Origin of the sequence: Mycolicibacterium bacteremicum, from assembly GCF_002086115.1 — a bacterium.
Lineage (GTDB): Bacteria > Actinomycetota > Actinomycetes > Mycobacteriales > Mycobacteriaceae > Mycobacterium > Mycobacterium bacteremicum.
In genome coordinates this window covers 1-19,633 of the sequence record NZ_MVHJ01000024.1, presented here as the reverse complement: position 1 = coordinate 19,633, position 19,633 = coordinate 1, and the positions used below count along the sequence as shown (strand labels likewise).

General features: G+C 63.6%; 16 protein-coding genes. 9 read left to right on the top strand and 7 right to left on the bottom strand.

Annotation, left to right across the window (positions count from 1 at the left end):
• Positions 1–238 precede the first annotated feature (238 nt).
• Entirely contained in the window at positions 239–1,429 is a 1,191-nt protein-coding gene (locus BST17_RS21775) for a hypothetical protein (protein ID WP_234807770.1), read from the top strand.
• A gap of 28 nt (positions 1,430–1,457) precedes the next feature.
• On the opposite strand, the gene BST17_RS21770 is transcribed toward BST17_RS21775, so the two are convergent.
• On the bottom strand, positions 1,458–2,090 hold the full coding sequence (locus tag BST17_RS21770; RefSeq protein ID WP_083060982.1) for a Fic family protein: 633 nt from the start codon (positions 2,088–2,090) through the stop codon (positions 1,458–1,460).
• Between the two features lie 826 nt (positions 2,091–2,916).
• Between BST17_RS21770 and BST17_RS21765 the strand changes: the two genes are divergently transcribed.
• From BST17_RS21765 to BST17_RS29515, 3 genes are all read left to right on the top strand, one after another.
• A complete protein-coding gene (locus BST17_RS21765) occupies positions 2,917–6,426 on the top strand; it encodes an NACHT domain-containing protein (RefSeq protein ID WP_083060981.1) in 3,510 nt (1,169 codons plus the stop codon).
• Between the two features lie 145 nt (positions 6,427–6,571).
• On the top strand, positions 6,572–6,829 hold the full coding sequence (locus tag BST17_RS21760; RefSeq protein WP_083061036.1) for a type II toxin-antitoxin system Phd/YefM family antitoxin: 258 nt from the start codon (positions 6,572–6,574) through the stop codon (positions 6,827–6,829).
• A gap of 98 nt (positions 6,830–6,927) precedes the next feature.
• Positions 6,928–10,305 carry a nuclease-related domain-containing protein gene (locus tag BST17_RS29515; RefSeq protein WP_207573696.1) on the top strand — a complete coding sequence of 1,126 codons (3,378 nt, stop codon included), beginning with the start codon at positions 6,928–6,930 and terminating at the stop codon, positions 10,303–10,305.
• Positions 10,306–10,344: 39 nt separating this feature from the next.
• Here the strand turns inward: BST17_RS29515 and BST17_RS21745 are convergent, their stop codons facing one another.
• On the bottom strand, positions 10,345–10,602 hold the full coding sequence (locus tag BST17_RS21745) for a type II toxin-antitoxin system RelB family anti-toxin (protein WP_074362888.1): 258 nt from the start codon (positions 10,600–10,602) through the stop codon (positions 10,345–10,347).
• A gap of 950 nt (positions 10,603–11,552) precedes the next feature.
• Between BST17_RS21745 and BST17_RS21740 the strand changes: the two genes are divergently transcribed.
• Genes BST17_RS21740 through BST17_RS21730 form a run of 3 tightly spaced genes read left to right on the top strand, consistent with a single transcriptional unit; the run spans position 11,553 to position 13,536 of the window.
• Positions 11,553–11,759, top strand: coding sequence for a hypothetical protein (locus tag BST17_RS21740; RefSeq protein ID WP_083060980.1), 207 nt, complete (start codon positions 11,553–11,555; stop codon positions 11,757–11,759).
• A 47-nt stretch (positions 11,760–11,806) separates the two neighbouring features.
• Positions 11,807–12,202 (top strand): hypothetical protein, encoded by a 396-nt coding sequence (locus BST17_RS21735; protein WP_234807769.1) that lies wholly within the window; start codon positions 11,807–11,809, stop codon positions 12,200–12,202.
• A complete protein-coding gene (locus BST17_RS21730) occupies positions 12,199–13,536 on the top strand; it encodes a hypothetical protein (protein WP_083060978.1) in 1,338 nt (445 codons plus the stop codon). The genes BST17_RS21735 and BST17_RS21730 overlap by 4 nt, the downstream gene beginning before the upstream one ends.
• Before the next feature lie 105 nt (positions 13,537–13,641).
• Here the strand turns inward: BST17_RS21730 and BST17_RS21725 are convergent, their stop codons facing one another.
• Positions 13,642–15,006 carry an NlpC/P60 family protein gene (locus tag BST17_RS21725; RefSeq protein ID WP_234807768.1) on the bottom strand — a complete coding sequence of 455 codons (1,365 nt, stop codon included), beginning with the start codon at positions 15,004–15,006 and terminating at the stop codon, positions 13,642–13,644.
• Positions 15,007–15,153: 147 nt separating this feature from the next.
• Positions 15,154–15,795: a copper resistance CopC family protein gene (locus BST17_RS21720; protein WP_083060976.1), complete on the bottom strand. Its 642-nt coding sequence runs from the start codon at positions 15,793–15,795 to the stop codon at positions 15,154–15,156.
• Positions 15,796–15,893: 98 nt separating this feature from the next.
• On the opposite strand from BST17_RS21720, the gene BST17_RS21715 reads away from it, so the two are divergent.
• On the top strand, positions 15,894–16,505 hold the full coding sequence (locus tag BST17_RS21715; RefSeq protein ID WP_109750248.1) for a TlpA disulfide reductase family protein: 612 nt from the start codon (positions 15,894–15,896) through the stop codon (positions 16,503–16,505).
• Between the two features lie 56 nt (positions 16,506–16,561).
• Positions 16,562–17,491, top strand: a complete 930-nt coding sequence (locus tag BST17_RS21710) for a cytochrome c oxidase assembly protein (protein WP_083061034.1) — start codon at positions 16,562–16,564, stop codon at positions 17,489–17,491.
• Here the strand turns inward: BST17_RS21710 and BST17_RS21705 are convergent.
• The 3 genes from BST17_RS21705 to BST17_RS21695 all read right to left on the bottom strand — a co-directional run.
• Complete coding sequence (locus tag BST17_RS21705; protein ID WP_083060974.1) at positions 17,488–18,432, bottom strand: M56 family metallopeptidase; 945 nt, start codon at positions 18,430–18,432, stop codon at positions 17,488–17,490. The genes BST17_RS21710 and BST17_RS21705 overlap by 4 nt on opposite strands.
• Positions 18,429–18,809, bottom strand: a complete 381-nt coding sequence (locus BST17_RS21700; protein ID WP_083061033.1) for a BlaI/MecI/CopY family transcriptional regulator — start codon at positions 18,807–18,809, stop codon at positions 18,429–18,431. The genes BST17_RS21705 and BST17_RS21700 overlap by 4 nt, the downstream gene beginning before the upstream one ends.
• 109 nt (positions 18,810–18,918) lie before the next feature.
• On the bottom strand, positions 18,919–19,633 hold a 715-nt coding region (locus BST17_RS21695), incomplete at its 5' end, for a M23 family metallopeptidase (protein WP_109750247.1).

The window sequence follows — 19,633 nt, the reverse complement described above, 5'->3', positions numbered from 1 at the left end:
CGCCCGACGCGGGCTGGTGCTGCTTTGCCATGTCGTGTGGATCCTCTCGGTGGTGGTCCTGATCTGCACGATTCCAAGGTTTGCCGTGCAGCGCAGCCACGAAAAAGGACCGACTTGGCGGAGACTAAGGGGCCATAGTGGCGGGACAAGTGTCAACTACCTTTAACATTTATGGTGTCGGTTGCTCCGCCAACTCGGTCCCTGCTAACTCAGTACTTGTTGTTGTATTGTGGTTGATGTGACCGAACTGCCTTCCGGCGAAAACGGCGCCGTCGCCGAGTTCTTCGACATCCGTACTCGCGACGGCAAGAAACCGCCGTCACGGGAGTCGGAGTACATGCGAAAGGCGACCGACAAGCTGCAAGCCGAACGTGAGCGCCGGTTGAGCTTCCTGCAGGAGGCGGTGACCAAGGACGCCATCAACCGCGCCACTCAGCGCCTCACCGGCTTGGCTCACCCCGACCGGGACTACATCGTCATCCGCTCCGAGTTCATCTACCGACTCCCGGCCCGCCCCGCCTGGGACGCCGAGCTCGGCGAAGACATCACCACGCGCCCGCCGCTCACTCGACTGCTTAAGGGCAAGAACCAGCACGCCATTGGGCTCTACCTCACTAAGCTCTTTATCGAGCAGATGCGCGCCGCCCACAGTGCAGCCAACAACCCGACCCCGCCGCCGGAACCCCTGCGGCGGCACAGTGTTTACAACATCGACAACGCTCCGTCGGAGGCCTCGCTAATCGGCCTTCCCAGCGTCGACCGGCGCAACCAGCGCCGCGTGTTCAACCGAGCCCTGGATGCGCTCTACAAATGTGAACTGGCTGACCTTGGCGAGACCGGCCACCGCTACACCAACCACACGTTGAACCGAGAAGACGGATCCGGCCGCCGCTATCGTCCGCCAAGCGGAGAGCCCAACCACCTCAAGCATCTCTGCCTGCCTACCGAATTCTTCACCACCGGTTGGCACCTCATCCTTACGCCTTCGGAGTTGGCGACGCTGCTGGCCGTGTGCCACGTTGCCGACCGCAAGCTGCCCCGCACACCGCACACCGCTGACCACCCTCGCCAGATCTTCCTCGCCGAGTCGGTGCGCAAGAAGCATCTCGGGCTCAGCGCAGAGGCATACGAGGCCATCCACCAGCTTGCGGAATTCAGGCTCATCGCGACCGATGACACCGTGGAAGGACGTCGCCGCGGTCGTATCTCACCCGAGATGACCGGCGGCCGACGGCCCGACCCCTACAAACTCACCCCGACCATCCTCGGTGGATTTCCCTCGGACGAAAGGGGATTCGATCGTACCTTGTTCAGTAAGCCAGCCATCGAAGTGGCCATTGACCGCCTCCGCGGGCCGATGGCGCGCTACGCAGTCTGGGCCGGCACCTCCCGACAGAAGGATGCCGAATCCACTCAGGCCCCTGCCTGAATCCACAAATACCCGTGCAACAGGTCATTCATGCTTCAGGCTGTTCGATCTGCTCCACAGCGATGAACGCGGCGAGATCTGTCACGTCCCGGTGTTGATCGAAGTCGCGCAATAGCGCAATGTACTGCGGCTTGTCGAGATCCCAGTCGTACTGCTGCTCGGCAGGATTCTGGGCGGCGGCAAACACAAGGTCTGCGAGCAGCCTTGTGGTGCGCCCATTTCCGTCGACGAACGGGTGAATGCGTACCGTCTCGGCATGGACGACGATCCCCAGCTGCTGCGCCGTCCAGTCGTTGGTGTGTTCCCAGCGCCAGGCGATCGTCCCGAGAGAGTTGCGCAACTCCACCGCAATCTGCTCGGGCGCGACGCCGATGTTGCCTTCGAGCTGTCTCGGTTGGCCGGCCCACTGCCAGATCGGCCTGAACAGTCGCGTGTGCAGATCGCGCACGAAGTGATCACTGAGTAGATCGTCGAGCGGCAACGACCCGTCGAGCGCCGACGGCATCAACTCGTCGAACACTTGGTCCTGCATGCCCTGTTCGACGTCGTAAACATCCGCGCGCGTGATCGGCTTGTCCAGGATCTCGATGACGTCAGGAAGCAGAGCGTCGAGTTCGTCGTGCGGTAGCGGGGTTTCGCCGTATCCGGGCGTCAGCGGCATCAGCGCTTAGGTGGCTGCTGCTTAGCGAGGTAGGCCCGCACTGCGGCCGATCGGCGGTGACTGGCCGGCACGACGCGCCCCTCCAGCTTGGCCGAGGCCTTTGTGGCCCGCATCCCGGCCTTCTTGACCGCAGCCCTCGACACCACCACTTTCTTCGGTGTGTTGCGCTCCATCGCGGCACCTCCCTCCGGGCTCGACCTAAAGGTCGATCCTACCGGCCCGGCACCCGCGATGACCCCAACATTCAGCGGGGTCAGAAGTCGTCGACGGTAATCGAGCGCGGCATCAGCCACGAGGTGTCGGGATAGCCGTAGGCGAGGGGCTGGGGTGACTGTCTGCCTCTAGGGCCAGGCAAGGCAGGGAAACTGCAGAAGAGCGTAACTCAAGGAACGTCGAAGCCTCCCTCCGGTTTGCCGCGCGGCGGCACCTTAGAGTGCGAGCTTCGAGATGGCGGCGACGAGAGCGAAGTGGAATGTCGGACTACTGCGCGAGACTAAACGCGTGACGAAACCGGCCCCTCCGCCGCGGTATCGTCTGGCCCACCGAACGCAAAAAAGAAAAGTGACAGATGCCCGTAAATCGATTCAACGGAGAGCGCGTCAGGAAAGACCCTCGCGCTGAAGTTGCGCGGGCGGCGGGTGCCGCTTCGCCGAATACGCGCAGACGCGGGGGTGGCCGACGTTCGAGTCCGGGCAAACCGCTGAGCGAGCAATCCGGTCACTCGTTTCGGTATCTCTATCAGCGCCTGAGCGAGAAAGAGTTTCAGCAGCTTTGTAGCGCGCTGATTCGCATCGCTCACCCCGACGCTCGTTGTTTTCCCGTCGGTATGAGCGACGGAGGCCGTGACATCAGCGGCTCCGAGGGCGACCTTGCGGTCATCTTCCAGGTCAAATGGACCAGCAAGGCGCTGCAGAACCCGGTGACCTGGCTCAAGAGCGCCGTCGAAGCCGAACGGGCGAACATCGAGCGCCTTATCCGCGAAGAGGGTGCTACCGAATATCGGCTTATGACCTGTGTGGCAGGCACCAGCACTCCCAATACGGGCACCATTGATCGCCTCGACGAGGAACTGAACAAGCTCTCCGAGCAGTACGGCATCCAGATGCGTTGCTTGTGGCAGTCCGACCTGGATTCGATGGTCGACAGCGCGCCCGACGCAACCAAGTGGTCCTACGCCCAAATGCTCGTCGGGCAAGATCTCATTCGCTACCTGATCGATGGGTCTCAAGCCGAAGGGCGCGCCGCCGAGATGCGCCGAACGCTGCTAGCTGTGATGGCCGCTCAGTGGGGTGAGGATGCGAAGGTCAAGTTCAGCCAGGTGGATATGGACCACCTCAACATCGTGGACCTGTTCGTAGACGTCGAAGAAACGCTGGAGGAGCCGGCCGGTAACGCGCTGGACGCCTACGTGGGCCGTCAGCAGGCTCGCGGCGAAGGCGCTGTGCAGTACCTGCTGCGCACTACGATGCCGTTGACGCTCATTCGTGGCGAACCCGGCCAGGGTAAGTCGACGCTCGGCCAGTACCTCTGCCAGGTTCACCGAGCTGCTCTCCTGCCAGCCAGCGACATCACGATGGGTAAGGCGCCCGACCACCGGCCTGCCGATCCAAAGCTGGCACTTCGCGCGGACCTGAAAGAGTACGCGACATGGCTGCTTGGGCAGGACCCCTGGGGCCACGATGAATGGAAGGTTAAGCGGCCAAAGGCCGCCGAACGAAGCGTCGAGCATTTCCTCGCGTCGCTTTGCGCCTATCACAGCGGCGGACGATCCGTGACTGTCGAACAGATCAACGACCTCACTCAACGCTATCCACTGCTGGTCGTCCTGGACGGGCTCGATGAGGTCGCAGACTCCGCCTTGAGATCTGAAGTCGTACAACAGATTGATGCATTCGCACGCAGACTTGGCGGCACTTCGCAACGCCGATTTCAAGTAGTGGTGACGACGCGACCGAACAACGGCGGATTGAAGGAACCTTCCGCGGAGATGTTCGAGACGGTAAGGCTTGTGCGCCTATCACCCTCACTTCAGCACGAATACATGCGCAAATGGACCTCCGTGCATCACATACGGGGCCGCAAGCAGCGACAGTTGATGAAGGTGTTCCGCGACCGTAGCGCTCAAGACCACGTAGCTGAACTCGCCAAGAACCCAATGCAATTGACGATTCTACTTTTTCTCGTGAACCGTCGCGGCGAAGGTGTACCCGATGCGCGTACCGCGATGTACCGGCAGTTCATGGAAACCCTGCTGGATAGAGAAGTCGAGAAGGACCAAGTGGTCAAGGACAACGTGCCTCTGGTCTACGAACTAACGGCATACCTCGGCTGGCTAATGCAGTCCGGAGTCGAGTCACGCACGATGCCAGATCGCTTGGAAACGAAACGTATCAAGCGTCACCTGCGCAACTACCTCGATGAGGTAGAGGGCCCGATGGACCTGGTAGATCAATTGTTCAGCGCCATCTCGGACCGATTCTGGGCATTGTCGAGCAAGGTGGACGGCACGTTCGAATTCTCTGTCCACTCGGTCCGTGAGTACTTCGCGGCATTGTTCCTCTCGGATTACGTCGGTCTCTTTGGAGAAGCCGTGGTGCTGCGCAGTGATGTTATCCGCGCACTAGTGGATCGCTCATACTGGGCGAACACTGCGCGGTTCTACGCGGGCTTCGCGAACCCGAATGAGCTCATGACGCTGGTTGCCGGGTTGGATGAATCGCTCGAATCGGGCCGGCATCCGCTACAGGCCCGTGCGGCCGTCCTTACTCTGTTGGCCGACGGTGTGTTCACGCCTGTGGCTAGGTCGCAGCGCGCGACCGCGCACCTACTGTCGGATCCACTGTCGATACGGCTCCTCGCTGCGAAAGGTCTGAAATCCCCGCTGCCCGACCTTCCCGCCGAGCGTGGCGGCAGCGACCTCGCCGCAGCCCTGATGTCGGCCAGCGCGGCTAAACCGGACGAGACGCTCTCGCGGGACAGAGTCCGAATCCTTCCCCGGCTGGGAGTCAACCGCGAGGAATTCGAAGCATGGTGGATCCCACGCTTGACCGCGGCTATCGGATCTCCGCATGAGGCGGCCTGGATTCAGCTCGGTGTTGATTTTCCTGGTGCGACACTGGACGATTCGGATGCCACGGCTATCGCGCTCGATGACGCTGCCAATCGGCGCGCAGCCATCGCGCTCAAGGCCCGGCCGCCAGCCGGATCGACAGCGCATGAAGTCCTCATTCGAAGTGTTCTTGACAATGAGGTAAGCGACATCGCAGTGGCTGGCACGGACGTGGCTGGCGACCTGCTCAAAGTTCTACGGCCACAGCACTATTTACGACTGTCGACTCCCACCGCCGACCCGATATACCTCGTGCCGGTCGGGCACCTGGTCGATAACGAAGCCGAAAGGAAGGCGCGATCCAGCATATTCAAACGCCTAAAGACGGTCGATAGACGCTACGAACGGATCATGCGGGCAAGCGCCGTCCGACGCGGCGAGTCCAAATCGACTGCACCTTGGCAGCACACCGCACGTGAACTCGCCGCAATACACGGCCAATGCCTCATCGGCGCCGAGATCGCGCTCATCGGTGCCATCCAGCTAGACATCGTGACCGGCGGATCAATCACACCCGGAGCCAGCGCATTTGGTAGTTCGTCTGACTACGGCATGCTCGTCCAGCAGACCCGTGCCAACAAGTCTTCGGGATCATGGTGGAAGGACCAGATCGAATTTTGTGACGACGACTTGTCCCGCACGACTTGGGCGTTAGCTTTCGTCGCGATAGCGGACATGGAAGTGGTCGCGGAGCACATCGCCGCATTCGATGAAGTAGTAGATCAGATCGAGGAGGATGCGTTCTTCAGTGCTGCTCAGACTTCCAGCCGCCTCGCTGCCAGTGCAATCGGCCGGCGCCTCCGGTCAGAAATTTGGGAGGCGGCGCGATCTGCAACTGATAGAGCTCGACTCCTAATAGCGCACCACGCCGCCACGCTCGAGTCCTTCGATCCGCTCGCGGGCTTGAGCGCCAGCCAATTAGGTCATATGGCAGGCTACGGACACGCGTCGTGGCCAGCGGTCCGGGCAATCAGCGTGCGCCTGCTCACTGGCGAGCCAGTGGCACCTCTCCTTGAGGCGCTGGAGGCATGCGGACCTGATGCGCACATCGTCATACCTGATGGCAAGGCTGAGAGCTCGCCGTTGCTCACCGATTCCATTCTTGAACAACCGCAGAAGTTCCCGCTCGGTTGGGTCGTCGCTGCCGAACGGTGGAGATCCTCACGGCACGTCGAGCCGCCGCTGTCCAAGCTTGCAATCGCGAATGGATGGGTTCCCGACCTCTGACGACTGTCAGAAGGAAGCCGCGTGCACGATTGGACCCCGCGGAGACCCAGCGTTCGTCGATGAACCGCGGGCCGGGAACGACCCCCGGCGAGTGGGCGCACCCCCAAGTGCGTACCACTAGTAGTACATTGCCAGAATGGCCTCGATGATCAGCGTGGGCGATGCGGGGAAGCGGCTGCCTGCTCTATTAGAGCAGGTCAACGCCGCTCATGAGCCAGTCCGCATTACTTCGGAGGTCGGAGATGCGGTGTTGATGTCCGCACAGGACTACGACTCATGGCAGGAAACGGTTTACCTCCTGCGGGCGCCGGAGAATGCGCGCCTACTCATGCAGGCCGTACACCGGGACAAGGTTCGTCGCGTCGCGCCAGGCACGCTTCGTTCATACGACCAACGAGGCTGAGAAGGCCGGACGCAACGACTCGCAGGGCCGGCATCCATCGCTTGTCGGCGGGCACCGCTATCCTTAAATTTTGGTGCCGCCGATAGGGCTGGCGATTGATGAGCAACACAACAACACAACAAGTCCACATCGACGTCTTTTACGGCGACCGACCCGCGCACGAATCCGAGCGGCGGGCGATCAGCGCAGTCCGAGCTGAACTGCAGCGGCGCGGGGTATCCGCGTTGCTGCTGGTCAATTTCTTTGTGCTGCGCGGTGCCCGCCAACTCGACTTGGTGATTATCACCGCGACGCGCTGCGTCGTCGTGGAACTCAAAACACTGGACCCGAGCTTGCCACTGGTTGCAACGGCGAACGGGCCATGGCAGCAGAGCCTGCCCAACGAAAAACGCCGCCCCATCGGGCACCGCAACTTCTACCATCAGGCGAAGGAACAGACCCTGGGTCTGTCCGATGAGATGTCAAAGCTCGCCAAAGCTCAACGTGTGCCTAAGCCGCTGAAGAAGGACTTCTACCGCCAAATCGACACCGTGGTCGCCATCGGTCCCCGAGTGCCGCAGGGCTCGCAGCTACACCACTTCGATTACGTCGAGGCACTGGGACTGGAGAGCTTGGTCGACTACGTGACCGCGCCGGGACGTGGTGTTACCCAGTGGACGCACGCCGATTGGGATGAATTCATCCGAGAGTTGGGCCTATACCCCGAGGCTGACGACGACGATGAGGTACGGCGCCTCCGCGCCGATCGGGCCGCTATTGAGGACCACCAGCGGCGGTTTCGCGACGCGAGGTCGGCGCGACTTCTTCCGCTCATCCCCGCCGCGGGGCTGCTCGACGAGCAGGCAACTACCGTCGATGCGGACGCGCTTGCCTCGGCGCTCACCGAGCCAGTCAGCAGGGTGCTGCTCGTGGGAGCGTCCGGCGACGGCAAGACTCACGCCGCCCAACACGCCGCGCTACGGCTCACCCAGCAGGGGCGCCTCGTGGTGTGGATTTCGGCCGACGACTACGCGAAGAACGACTTCGGTGTACTGATCAAACGCGCAGTGAGCCCCTACAGCACGGAACCGGCATGGGCCTTGCTGCGCAAGGCTGCTGACTCAGGAGTGGGCGTCACCATTGTCGTCGACGCGCTGCAAGCCAGCACGCACCGGGACGAACTGCTCACGCAGCTCAACGCCCTGCTGTTGCAAATGCCGGCGACGGTGTTGGTGACAACATCCTCCGATCTCGACATTGTTGAGCTGTTCGCCCCGACCGCACGCATCCAGCTCGTCTCGCCACAGGGTGAAGAACGGACCCAGCTGGCCGACGCCTACGGAACTGCAGCGGGAGTCGCTGAATTCGCCGAATACCGCACCCGATACGACATCAGCGTCGCCGCCCAGGTCATTGATGAACTTCCCGCCGGTGCGTCGCGCGCGGACGTCCTCGACGCCTACGTCAGCCGGCTAACGCCCAGCGAGGCAGTACGCACCGGGCTGCGCTGCGTGGCCACCGCGATGGACGCCAAGGTGAGCACCGTCCTGCCGGTCACCGAAGTGATGGCGATGCTGCGGCGCTGCCCGCCGCTGACAAACACACCCACCGCGGTGGACGAGGTACTGGACTCCCGGCTGGTTTCGGTCCACCAAGGGCGGCTGCGCTTTGGCCACGAAAGGCACGGGCGGTTTTTGGCCGCCGAACAACTAGTCGTGTCATCGCAGGACGGAGCAACCCTTGGTCAGGTACTGGCGCAGCCGGCGCACGAAGATCTCCGCGAGTACGCGCTGCGTTTGGAACGCGACCCCGCGCGCCGCTATGACGCCATCCGTGAGCTTGCCGACGACCAGCTGTTCGCGGCCGCCGCACGCGGCGCGTTCGGCGCGGATACCGCAGCTGCGGCACTCGCAGAGATGACTGAACTGCTCGTCACAGCCCGAATGGTGACGCCGGAAGCAGTGTTCGAAGGCCCCACCGATGGAGGCTTTTGGGCTGGCGGCTGGCACGGTTCGCGCCCATGGTCACCCATTGAGCAGGCGCTGTTACGGGCGATCGGACTGGGGGTGCTGGACGGGCTGCTCCTTGATGACGTCGGCGAGCTGCTCGACGTGACCGACAAGGTGCTGCGCCCGGAGATGGTTGCCCTGCGCGAGCAGGGTCACCGTACGAGCATCAGCACCGTGTTCGCCTCGGTCTACGCGGTCCAGTACCCAACCGAGAGCGACGCCCTGGCCGCCGCCTACGTCTGCGGCGCCATCGACACCGGCCGTCATTGGGGTGATCGCCCCGACTCCGAATCATGCTTCGCGACGCGGATGTGGCGAGCGAACCCGTCCTGGGGGCGACTGCACGTGGCCGCACTGCTGAGCCGTCCGCTGCGCCACGACGAGGACGCCGCAAACGCCGTGGACCTCATCCGCAGCGGCTGGCACGCCGGCGGCTACCACCTGCGCCTGGAGGTTCTGGAGGCCGCGCGCTTCGCTCACCATGTGCTGCCACCAGAGGAGCGCGAGGCGATCGCCGACGTCCTGGACACCTTCGACGCCAACTACAACATCTTCTTGTCCAGCTTGCTGCTGGAGGTTTTGGGGCTATACGGGCGCATCGAACCGGTCGCCACCGCCGATGACATCGAAGCGGAGATTGGCGAGATCATCGCTGACCCCGACGACCCGGATCGACAGCGAATGGCAGTGTCGATCGTCTCACGACAATATGAGGACGAACTGGTCTTCGGACCCTACGGCGAGGTGGTCTGCGGGCTCTCACTCGATCAGCGGCTGACCCTTTACGCCATGGCCGTGCTCGCACCTGGAGACTTCGATGGCTTCGGCTATCCGGAAGCCGTCCACGGACTGGCCGAGGGCACCGCCCGTGCCGACGACCTGATCGGCCGCGCGGTTGCTGAGGCGGCGCGACGGATGCGGTTCGATACCTTCAACCGACAGGACTGCGTCGCCGGGCATCTCCAGGGTTTGCGCGGCTGGGCCAAAATCAGCGACCGACTGCCTCAAGCGCCAGTGGCCGAGGAGGACGAACCCGCCGCCCTGCTCTTCGTCGGGGTTTGGCGGTTGGTCGACGAACTGCTGTTCCCGCTGCTACGCGGTCGGCAATTGCCAACGCGGTTAGCGCAATTCATCTGGGATCGCCTACAGACGACGTGCCCTGGACCCGCCACAGCAGCGCTCAGCGACATGCGCTTCGCGCTGATACCCGGCTACAACAATGACAATGAATTTGCCCCCCACGATCTGCTGTTGAGCGCCTACCCCGAACAAATCTGCGTTCTCATGCAGTGGGCGCTCACACACCGCGACGAACTCAGGGAATGGCCCGATCCCCGCATCGAACGCTATGTCGTGGACACACTCGGCCGCGTCGGGAACGCGGCCACCGCAGACATGATGCGGCATTACGTCGACCACCCCGACCTTGGGCAGCCGGCGATAGCGGCTATCAAGGCAATCGAAAGTCGCTGCGATGTCGACCACTAGGTGATCGATTACGCGATTCAGCTATCCGGCTCTGGGCGCCTACCGATCCACCATCAGGTCACTGGCGGGCACTCCGAGCGCGTCGGCGATATCGAAGAGCCGCTCGTAGAGCAAACCGCGTTGCCCACTCTCCACCGCGCTCAGAATGGGACGAGTGACGCCGGACTCATGGGCCAGCTGCTCCTGCGTCATGCCTCGCTCGACGCGGAGCTCGCGTATTCGCTTGCCGACGGACTCTCGTCGGCGCTCCCATGCAGCCACACGCTCCGGACTGTTCTGGCTTGGTCGGGTGGGCACGCACATACGTAACTGTGAGTGCACAATAAAGTCTGTACTACTAGTATTACATTGGCATGATGCACGCCGACACGCCACCAGTTCGACGCGAATGGGTGACCAAACGCGGCCTCGAGATGCTCGACGAACTCGTCGGCGTTCTGCAGGAAAGTCAACTCGCGCTCCGCGCCATGCGTGTGGACGTCGGCCTAACCCTGGACGAGTTGGAGCGCGACCTACGGACGGCACGTGAATCCGCACGTTCAGCATTCGCCGCAGCAAGTCTGTTGGCCCAAGACGCTGATTTGGCTGCGAGTTGGTCCGACTATCCATCCAGGCCGAAAGCAATCCATGCTCGTCATCGCGTTGCCGTCGAGTACGGCGCACCACGGAAGGTCCCGGCAACTCCTGCGGCTGACCAGTATGAGGCGATGCTTCGCGAATCTTACGAACGTTCGCTCCAACAAGCCCGAGAGAGTCAACCGGAACCAACGCGACCGAATCGACGGTGCCGGCATCCGCAGGCGAATGGGGAACTATGCCGCAAACGGCTAGCACGGATTAGTGCAAACGAGTTCGCCAGTCACTGCCCAGAACATCTGGATGATAGTGAACGGGAACTGTGTGAGCGCCACTTGCGGCAGACTGCGAACGCGATTGCAGAAGCGCATCGGGACGAGTTTCGCAGGATCGCGGATGAGTGGATTGCCGAGCGGCATGGGCTTCGATCATGGGTCGAGCGGGTGGTCCGTTCGAGCGGATGGGTTGACTAGTTCACAGCTTGCGTAGAACGCAGCGCGCTCCCGGACCTTCTATTCACATTTGTGCGAACAGGCTGAAGAGGCGTAGCCAGTTCCCGGCATCCAGATGGCGAACGCAGTCCTAGTCACTCCGCCTTCGGCCACCTACGGTCGCGATCCGTAGGTTACGGTCTGTGGCAGGCGTCATAGAGGGGGTGGGGATTGCAACGAGTGGTTGTCGGTCTCAATGTGGGTGTGGAACTGTCCCCGGGTGTCAGCGTGGTGGCGACCGATGTCGGTTTGTGGATGGCGCTTCCGGCGATCACGCCGGCGTTCTTGCTCACCGGCGTCGTTGTGGCGGTGGTCATGCGTGACCGGCGGCGTGCGGCCGCCGAGGCCGATCAAGTGGTTCTGAAAGAACCAGGTTTGGATCAGTGAGGTCCTGCGCCCTTGCTTGGTTGGCTGGGATAGCTACGGTCGGCTTCGTGCTGGCGGCCTGCGGTTCCAGCCCGCAGCAGACCGAAGGTTCGTCGCCGGAAAACTCACCGTCGTCGATAACGGGACAGTCGAGCGCGACACAGCCGACCGCTGCGGCCACACCCGTCCGTGACGATAGCGTCGTCCTGGATATCACGATCTCTGCAGGGGTCGTGACGCCGACCAATGCCGAACTCGACGCCATAGTGGGGGAGCCGATCACTTTGCGTGTCGACAGCGATGTCGCCGATCAGTTGCACGTTCACTCGGTGCCCGAACACACCTTCACCATCGCGGCCGCCCAGAAGCAGACGTTCACGTTCACCGTCGACGTCCCTGGCAGAGTGGACGTCGAACTGCATGATCTCGGTTCCACCATTGTGACAATTCAAGTTCGTCCGTGAGCTCTGCGACGGCCGTCCTGGCGCATGGTGTAGGCGGTTCGACCGACCTGCCGATCCCACTCTCGTTCGCGCTGATCGGTGCGGCATGGGCATTGACTGCCACCTTCGGCATCGTCGCCTTCGCCTGGAAACGGCCGCGGTTTGATCCCGATAAGGCCGGGCGGCCGTTGCCGCGATGGGCCACTGGCGCGGTCGACTCGCGTGCAGTGCGTAGCGTCATCGGCGGCGTTGCCCTGCTTTTTACAGCGTGGGTGGCTATGGCCGCAATATGGGGCCCGCAAGGCTCGGGCAACGCGCTGCAAGGCGTGTTCTATGTGCTGCTATGGGTGGGCCTAGTGGCTACCTCGCTGCTCATCGGACCGGTGTGGCGGGTGTTGTCCCCCATCCGTGTGCTCGTGCTGGGGGTGCAGCGCCTCAGCGGTCGTGAAGCGCGGCGACGGTATCCGGACCGGCTTGGCTACTGGCCGGCGGCCATAGGTCTCGGGAGCTTCGTATGGTTGGAGCTGGCCAGCCCGGACCCCGGCTCGTTGACGGCTATCAAAGTGTGGTTGCTCGTCTATGCCGTCGTCATGACCATGGGCGCTGCACTGTACGGAGACCCATGGCTTCGCCGAGCTGATCCGTTCGATGTGTACAGCGTGGCGGTGTCGCGAATGTCGGTGTTCGGCAGGGATCGGCGCACTGGCGAAGTGACTGTGGGCAATCCGCTCAATCGCCTTCCGTCGATGCCGGTCAGGTCGGGCTTGGTGGCGGTGCTGGCGGTTCTGCTGGGGTCGACCGCATTCGACAGTTTCTCGGCTACCCCTGGGTTTCGCGCGTTTGCCGATTCTGTCGGTGCGCAGACCACGTTTGGTGAAACATTGGTTCGCACAGCAGGTCTGGCGCTGTTCATTGGTGTCGTCGCCGCCACTTTCTGGGCGGCGGCCAGAGCAACGGGAGGTGTTGATCGCGACCAGCGCCGGCAGCTACCTGGACTACTTGCCCATTCTCTCATCCCGATAGTGGTGGGGTACGTCTTCGCTCACTATCTGTCCTACCTCATCGAACGCGGGCAGGAAACTGTGGTGCGGCTGGCCGATCCGCTCGGTCGCGGTTGGCACCTGCTTGGGCTGGATCCGAGCGACATTCACTACGTGTTGTCCATGCATCCGGGCGTGCTGTCGACGATCAAGGTGTCGTGTGTCGTGATCGGCCACATCATTGCCGTCATCGCCGCCCATGATCGCGCGTTGCGGGTGCTGCCGTCCGGGCATCAGATCACCGGTCAGCTGGCGATGATGCTGACCATGGTGTTCTACACCTTCGGTGGCCTTTACCTGCTGTTCGGAGGGTAGCGCCGAAGCGATCGTGTCCATGCTCTGAGTGTCGATCAGCCGTTGGGATAGGTGCCCCCGAAAGCCCTGGGCTGTGGGCGGTCTCAGCTTGGGGCGGGGACTGTTTCAGTACTCGATCAGCCTGACCGCGTGTGTGGTCATTCCGCTGGGCCGCACGGGGGCAATCCGGACTTGAGAGCCGGTGAAGGGCGATTCGAGCATCTGACCTTGACCCAGGTAGAGGGCCACGTGTTGGCTGCCGCCCGCGCCCCAGAAGAGGAGGTCCCCGCGGCGCATTTGGCTCACCGGTATTCGTCGACCCTGTTCGTATTGCGCACCAGAGTATTTCGGCAACTTGATACCGACGCCGGCGAATGCATAGACCATCAGCCCGGAGCAATCGAAGCCCACGGTCCCGGCACCCTGGTCGATGCCTTTGGTGGGACCGCCGGCGTTCCCACCGCCCCACGAGTAGGGGACGCCCATCTGTGACATGCCTCTGCGGATGGCGAATTCTGCGGCCTGCTGGCCGTATACCCGGGGGATCTGGCCGGCGGGTGCCGCGGTGGCCGCTGGAGACGGTGAGGGGAGGATCCCTAGTGTGACGAGGAATCGGCGGCCGAGGTCGGCGGTGAGTTGTGCTGATGTTGCCGATATTTGCAGCACGGAGTTGATGACGGCGACGGGGTCTTGCAAATTGACGTTGGGCAGCACCGGTACCGTCAGGTTCCAGTTTCGGTCAGCGGTCTGCCGTGCGGGGTCTGTATCCCAGTCTGGTACTTCCGGTGCGGATGCCGTCGCGGGTGTTGATCGCAGTGCGTCGTCGAGTCGCTGTCGAGTGGCGCGCGCTTGTGCTGCGGCGGAATCGATGTCGGTTTGTGCGGCGGCGAAGGCGCTCTCGGTGGAGCGCAGTTGCTGCACTGTTTCGTCGTAGCGCGCCTGTGCATCGCGTGCCGCATCGTCGGCGTCTTCTTTGGCTCGGCGCGTCGCTGATGCGGCATTGGTCTGCTCGATGCGGGCGAGCTGCAGGTTTTGTCGTGCCTCGCTGAACGCCAGGACCATTGTCTGCTGCGTCGATCCGTCGGAGATGACTTGCTCCGGCGTCGTGGCCGAAATGGGCCACGGTGATGGGCCGTTGGTGTACTGGGAGGCCGCGAACTCGTCGAACTTCTCCTGTGCCCGGTTCACGGATTCGGATGTCTGCTGGGCCTTCTGCTGTGACGCCTCAAGGGCGCGGCGGGCTACTTGGGCGGTGTCACGTGCGCGTTCCAGGTCGTGCAGGGCCTTCATGACCGACTCTTGTTGCGTGTGAATCCTGGACTGCAGATCGGCCAGGTCCTGGTCGGCGCGCGCTACGTCGCCGACCAGTGTGGCGATGGCATCAGATGGTCTGCTCGGTTGCGCGGCCACAGTCGATGGATGGGTTAGCACGAGTGCCGAGGCCAGCGGTACGGCCAGCGTCATGCGCACCGATCTTGCGTTGAAACCCACTGGCGCACCTTCGCTTCGCATCAGCCGACCATCTACTGAGTAACTCAGTATGTGGCCAGGAGCGTATAGCACTTCCAACGCAGTGTTCACTTCCGTCACATACCTGTGACCTCAACGACCGGACGGGAACCGGATGGGCGTGGCGAATCAGGTGGACTGGTCGCGGTCGTCCAAAGCCGGCGCATCCGCGGTGGAGCCTGGCTGGGACAGTGCGTGAGCCTCTCGTCGGCGCCGGCGGGCCTGCAAGACGGTGATGACAGCTCCGGCGGCGAGCCCGGCCACTGCTGCCCACAATATTGCCGCCGAGGTGCCGCTGGTGTCGTTGGCCGGCGCCGGCGGCTGGGCGGGAGTCGCAGAAGACGTAACGGGTGCAGCGTCGGCAGTGGAGGCTGCGGGCTGGGATGGCTGGCTCGGGCCCGGTTGCACGGTGAAGGTATATGACCCGGACACGGGGTGTCCGTCGGCGGATAGGACGCGGTACCCGACGGTGTACATGCCGCTGATCAGAGGATCCGGCCCGATCGTCGCCTGTAGCGTCGACCCCGTGACAACGGGCGTGCCCGATACCCAGTTTCGGCCGCCGGAGTCATTGACGACGACGTTGGCGAACGTCGAGTTGATGTCCTCGTTGAACGTCAATGTGATTGTCGTCGGCGCCACTGTGAGTGATGACCCGTCGGCAGGATCGGATTCGATCAAAGCGGTATGAGCGGTGGCGATCCCGCTGCCGCTGGCCCATAAAGCCAACGCCAGCAGGCTCGCCGCGATCAGGCGTGCGGTCGCGGTCACGTGTGTCCGATCCGTCGATGGTGCCGGGAGGTGTCGCCGGCGCGCTAACATTCTACGTATCTACTACGTAGACGGTGTGAGTGGGAGGTATGCGGCACATGGTGGTCCGGGCGTGGCGCACACTTGCCGCTGCAACAGCGACTGTAGCTGTCTTCGGCGCGATGACCGGATGCGCGACGGGTACGGATGCGGTCGCCCAGGGCGGAACCTTTCAGTTCGTGGCTCCCGGCGGGAAAGTCGACATCTTCTTCGATCCGCCCGAGGAGCGCGGCCGACCGGGCCCGGTTAGCGGGCCCGATCTCATGGACATCAATCGCACCGTGTCTGTCGAGGACTTCAGTGGGCAAGTCGTGGTGATCAATATCTGGGGGCAATGGTGCGCGCCGTGCCGGACCGAGATGCCTGAACTTCAGCAGGTCTATGACGCCACACGATCTGAGGGTGTTGCCTTCCTCGGTATCGACGTTCGCGATAACAATCGCCAGGCCGCGGTGGATTTCATCACCGACCGACAGGTCACGTTCCCGTCCATCTATGACCCGTCGATGCGCACCATGATCGCCTTCGGCGACCGGTATCCCACCGCGGTGATCCCCTCGACGATCGTCTTGGACCGAGACCACCGCGTAGCGGCGGTCTTCTTGCGCGCTCTGTTGGCCGAGGACCTTGAGCCGCTGGTCCGGCGCCTTGCCGCCGAACCAGGCCGATAAGGCAGCGCGTGTTCGGTGAGGTGACGCTGCCGAAGGAACCCCCCTCGGTGCTGGCGATGTTCGATTGGCTACCACCGGCCGTCCCGCTCTTGCCGGCCGTCGCGATGTGCTTATCGGTGTGGTACCTGCTTGCTCTTCGCCGTGTGCGGTCACACGGGCGCCACTGGAGCTGGATACGGACGACGAGTTTCCTGTCCGGCTGCGCGGTGCTGGCCGCGGTCACCGGTCTAGCCGTCGACAGCTACGGCTATCGGCTGTTCAGTGCGTTCATGTTCCAGCATTTGACGTTGTCGATCCTTGTGCCGCCGCTGCTGGTGCTCGGCGCACCGGGGCGCCTGCTGCTGCGATCCACACCTCATCGCGGCATCGGGCGCTATGTGCTCATCGCCGCCCTCGCAGGATTGCGGTGCCGCGCCAGCCGCTTGCTGGTGCATCACGGATTCACCATCCCGGTGTTCCTGCTGAGCTACTACGGCCTGTACCTGTCGGACCTGTTCGATGCAGCCGCCTCCGGTGTCGGCGGGCATCTGCTGCTGCAGGTGTTCTTCCTGATCAGCGGAGTCCTGTTCATTCTGCCGATCCTGTCGACCGGACCGCTGCCGGTCCGCCAGAGCAACCTCGGCCGATTCTTCGACATCTTCGTGGAGATGCCGTTGCACGTGTTCATCGGCGTCATCCTCATGATGGCTCCGCGCGCCCTCACCACCACCTTCTCCCGCCCGCCGCCCGAATGGAATGTGGACCCGGTCGCCGATCAAGCGGTCGCCGGAGCGCTGGCATGGTCCTACGGCGAGCCGATCGCCTTGGCCACGGTCTTGCTGTTCGCGGTCCGGTGGCGCCGTGACGAGCAGTCCGAATCGACCCGGCGAGAAGCCGACACCGCGACCAGCGACGCAGAGTTGGCCGCGTACAACGCTTTCCTGCGGGGATTGCACGAGGGAGCGCCGCGGGCACGGGAGGGCGGCGACGGGGCGCCCGGCCGTTAGGCGAAACAGATCAACGCGCCCGACAGTGCCAGGACGGCGATGACCACCGGCGTGGCGGCCATCGCGGCGACGGCGCCGCCCAGGGTGGCGCGGGTGCGCAGCTGGCTGATGCCGCGCGGGGGGTCGGTGAGACGTCGGGCACGGATCAGCACGGCCACGCTGGCCGCGGCCAGCCCGTGCGCCGGAGCGGCGACACCCGACAAAGCGAGGAGCCCACCCAACAGGGAGTGGCGACTGTGCTGTCGGGCTGCCACATCATCGGCGCACATCTCCAATAGGGAGGCGACCTCGGTCGACGCGGCCGCGAAGAAGCTGATCTTGGGAAGTGCGGAGGCGACGCCGCGCACCGCGGCGACGATGTAGGCGTGACGACCACGCAGGTGGGCCCGTTCGTGGGCGATGACGGCGGCCAGCTGCGGCGTGTCCAGGGCCGCCACGGCGGCGCTGGTCACGACGATCGCGGCCGGCCGGCCGGCGACGCAGTAGGCGGCCGGTTCGGGCGCCTCGATGACCACCACATCACCGCCGCGGGGCCTGCCGACGAGGCGGACAGCGTCGGCGTGGTCGAGGGTGTGGGTGCGCATCCGGCTCAGCGCGCGGACCATACGGATCACCACGGCGCTCAATGCGCCGGTGGCCGCGGCGATGGCGATGCCGGCCACAAGTTGAGCAGGCCAGCCGGAGTGTCCGACCAGGATCGCACTCAGCCGCTGCACGCAAGAGGCGATCAGTGCGTCGGGGCTGTCCCAGTGTCCCGCAGCTTCGATCAGGATGAGTGCCACCGCGGTGATCGAGCATCCCAGCACGGTGACGATGGCGGTCAACCAGGCGGTGATGGCCAGCCGGGGTGCGATGCCATCGGCGGCGAGTCGGGACAGCAGCACCGGACCTGCGGCAAGCACCACCAGGACGTAGAGCAGCAGTGCCGCAGCGACGGTCATCGCCGTCCCGACTTGCGAGCCAGCCGACGTAGCGCGGCACGCAGGTCAGCCGATTCGGCCGCGTCGATCTGCGCGACGAAGTGACTCAGGACGGCCTCGGAGCGCCCCCCGCCGTTGAGTGCCTCCAGCATGAGCCGTGCGCTGTGCTCTTCTCTGGTCAGTGTGGGCCGGTAGCGGTAGGCGCGTCCATCGCGTTCTCGGGACAGCCACCCCTTGCCGTGCAGATTGTCCATCGTCGACATGACCGTCGTATAGGCGATGTCGCGTTCGGCACTCATTTCGTCGAGGATGTCGCGAACCGTGGCGTCAGACTCGCGATTCCACAGGCGGTCCATGATCGACGCTTCCAGTTCGCCGAAGCCACGCACCCGCGCCATGAACAACCTCCTGATTAAGTCCGTAGTCAGCTTACGGTGTCGACTCGCCTGCGACACGCTGCAGTGCCCGACCGACCCGCCGTGGATGCTGACCAGCTTGTCGTACGGGCTAGTCGCGGGCAGCGCCGCGGGCGCGCAACCACGACATGGGATCAGCCTTGAGCGATCCGTTGAGGTGGACCTCGAAATGCAGATGTGGCCCGGTGGAGTTGCCTCGATTGCCCATCGTGGCAATCTGGTCGCCTGCCATCACCCGGTCCCCGAATTGAACGGTCGCCGTGTCGATGTGCCCGTAGAGGGTCACTGTTCCATCGGCGGCGCGGATTTTTACCCACATCCCATAGCCGGCCGTGGGTCCCGCCGCGATGACCTCACCATCGGTGGCGGCGTAAATTGGCGTTCCGACGGCGTTGGCGATGTCCAGACCGGCGTGCAACGTGCCCCAGCGGCTGCCGAACGCCGACGTCTGTATTCCGGTGGTGGGAAACATGAACCGGGGCCGTTGCAATCGGGCCTCGCGCTGTGCGCGCTCCTGGGCGAACGCCGTGGCGCGGGCAATCTCTTCGACGTGCACCGACGAATCGGCGATGTTGGGCACTGAAACGATCTGAATGCCTGCCGAGTCTTGGACGAATTGTTGTTGCGCTGCGGCGATCTCGATACCTGGTCGGGCATCGGGGGACATAGCGTAGGCCCCGGCGGCAACAGCACCGGCGGCCATTCCGGCGAACACGGCGCGACTGTGCGCGGCGCTGACAACCGTGCGGGACCGCCGGTGTGATGTCGGACGCTGCGTGCGGTGTGGTGGTGGCGGGGGTGAGATG

Coding starts and splice junctions, on each gene's coding strand:
- BST17_RS21770 (WP_083060982.1), bottom strand. CDS start 2,090: ATGCCGCTGACGCCCGGATACGGCGAAACCCCGCTACCGCACGACGAA.
- BST17_RS21765 (WP_083060981.1), top strand. CDS start 2,917: ATGAGCGACGGAGGCCGTGACATCAGCGGCTCCGAGGGCGACCTTGCG.
- BST17_RS21760 (WP_083061036.1), top strand. CDS start 6,572: ATGATCAGCGTGGGCGATGCGGGGAAGCGGCTGCCTGCTCTATTAGAG.
- BST17_RS29515 (WP_207573696.1), top strand. CDS start 6,928: ATGAGCAACACAACAACACAACAAGTCCACATCGACGTCTTTTACGGC.
- BST17_RS21715 (WP_109750248.1), top strand. CDS start 15,894: ATGGTGGTCCGGGCGTGGCGCACACTTGCCGCTGCAACAGCGACTGTA.
- BST17_RS21710 (WP_083061034.1), top strand. CDS start 16,562: ATGTTCGATTGGCTACCACCGGCCGTCCCGCTCTTGCCGGCCGTCGCG.
- BST17_RS21705 (WP_083060974.1), bottom strand. CDS start 18,432: ATGACCGTCGCTGCGGCACTGCTGCTCTACGTCCTGGTGGTGCTTGCC.
- BST17_RS21700 (WP_083061033.1), bottom strand. CDS start 18,809: ATGGCGCGGGTGCGTGGCTTCGGCGAACTGGAAGCGTCGATCATGGAC.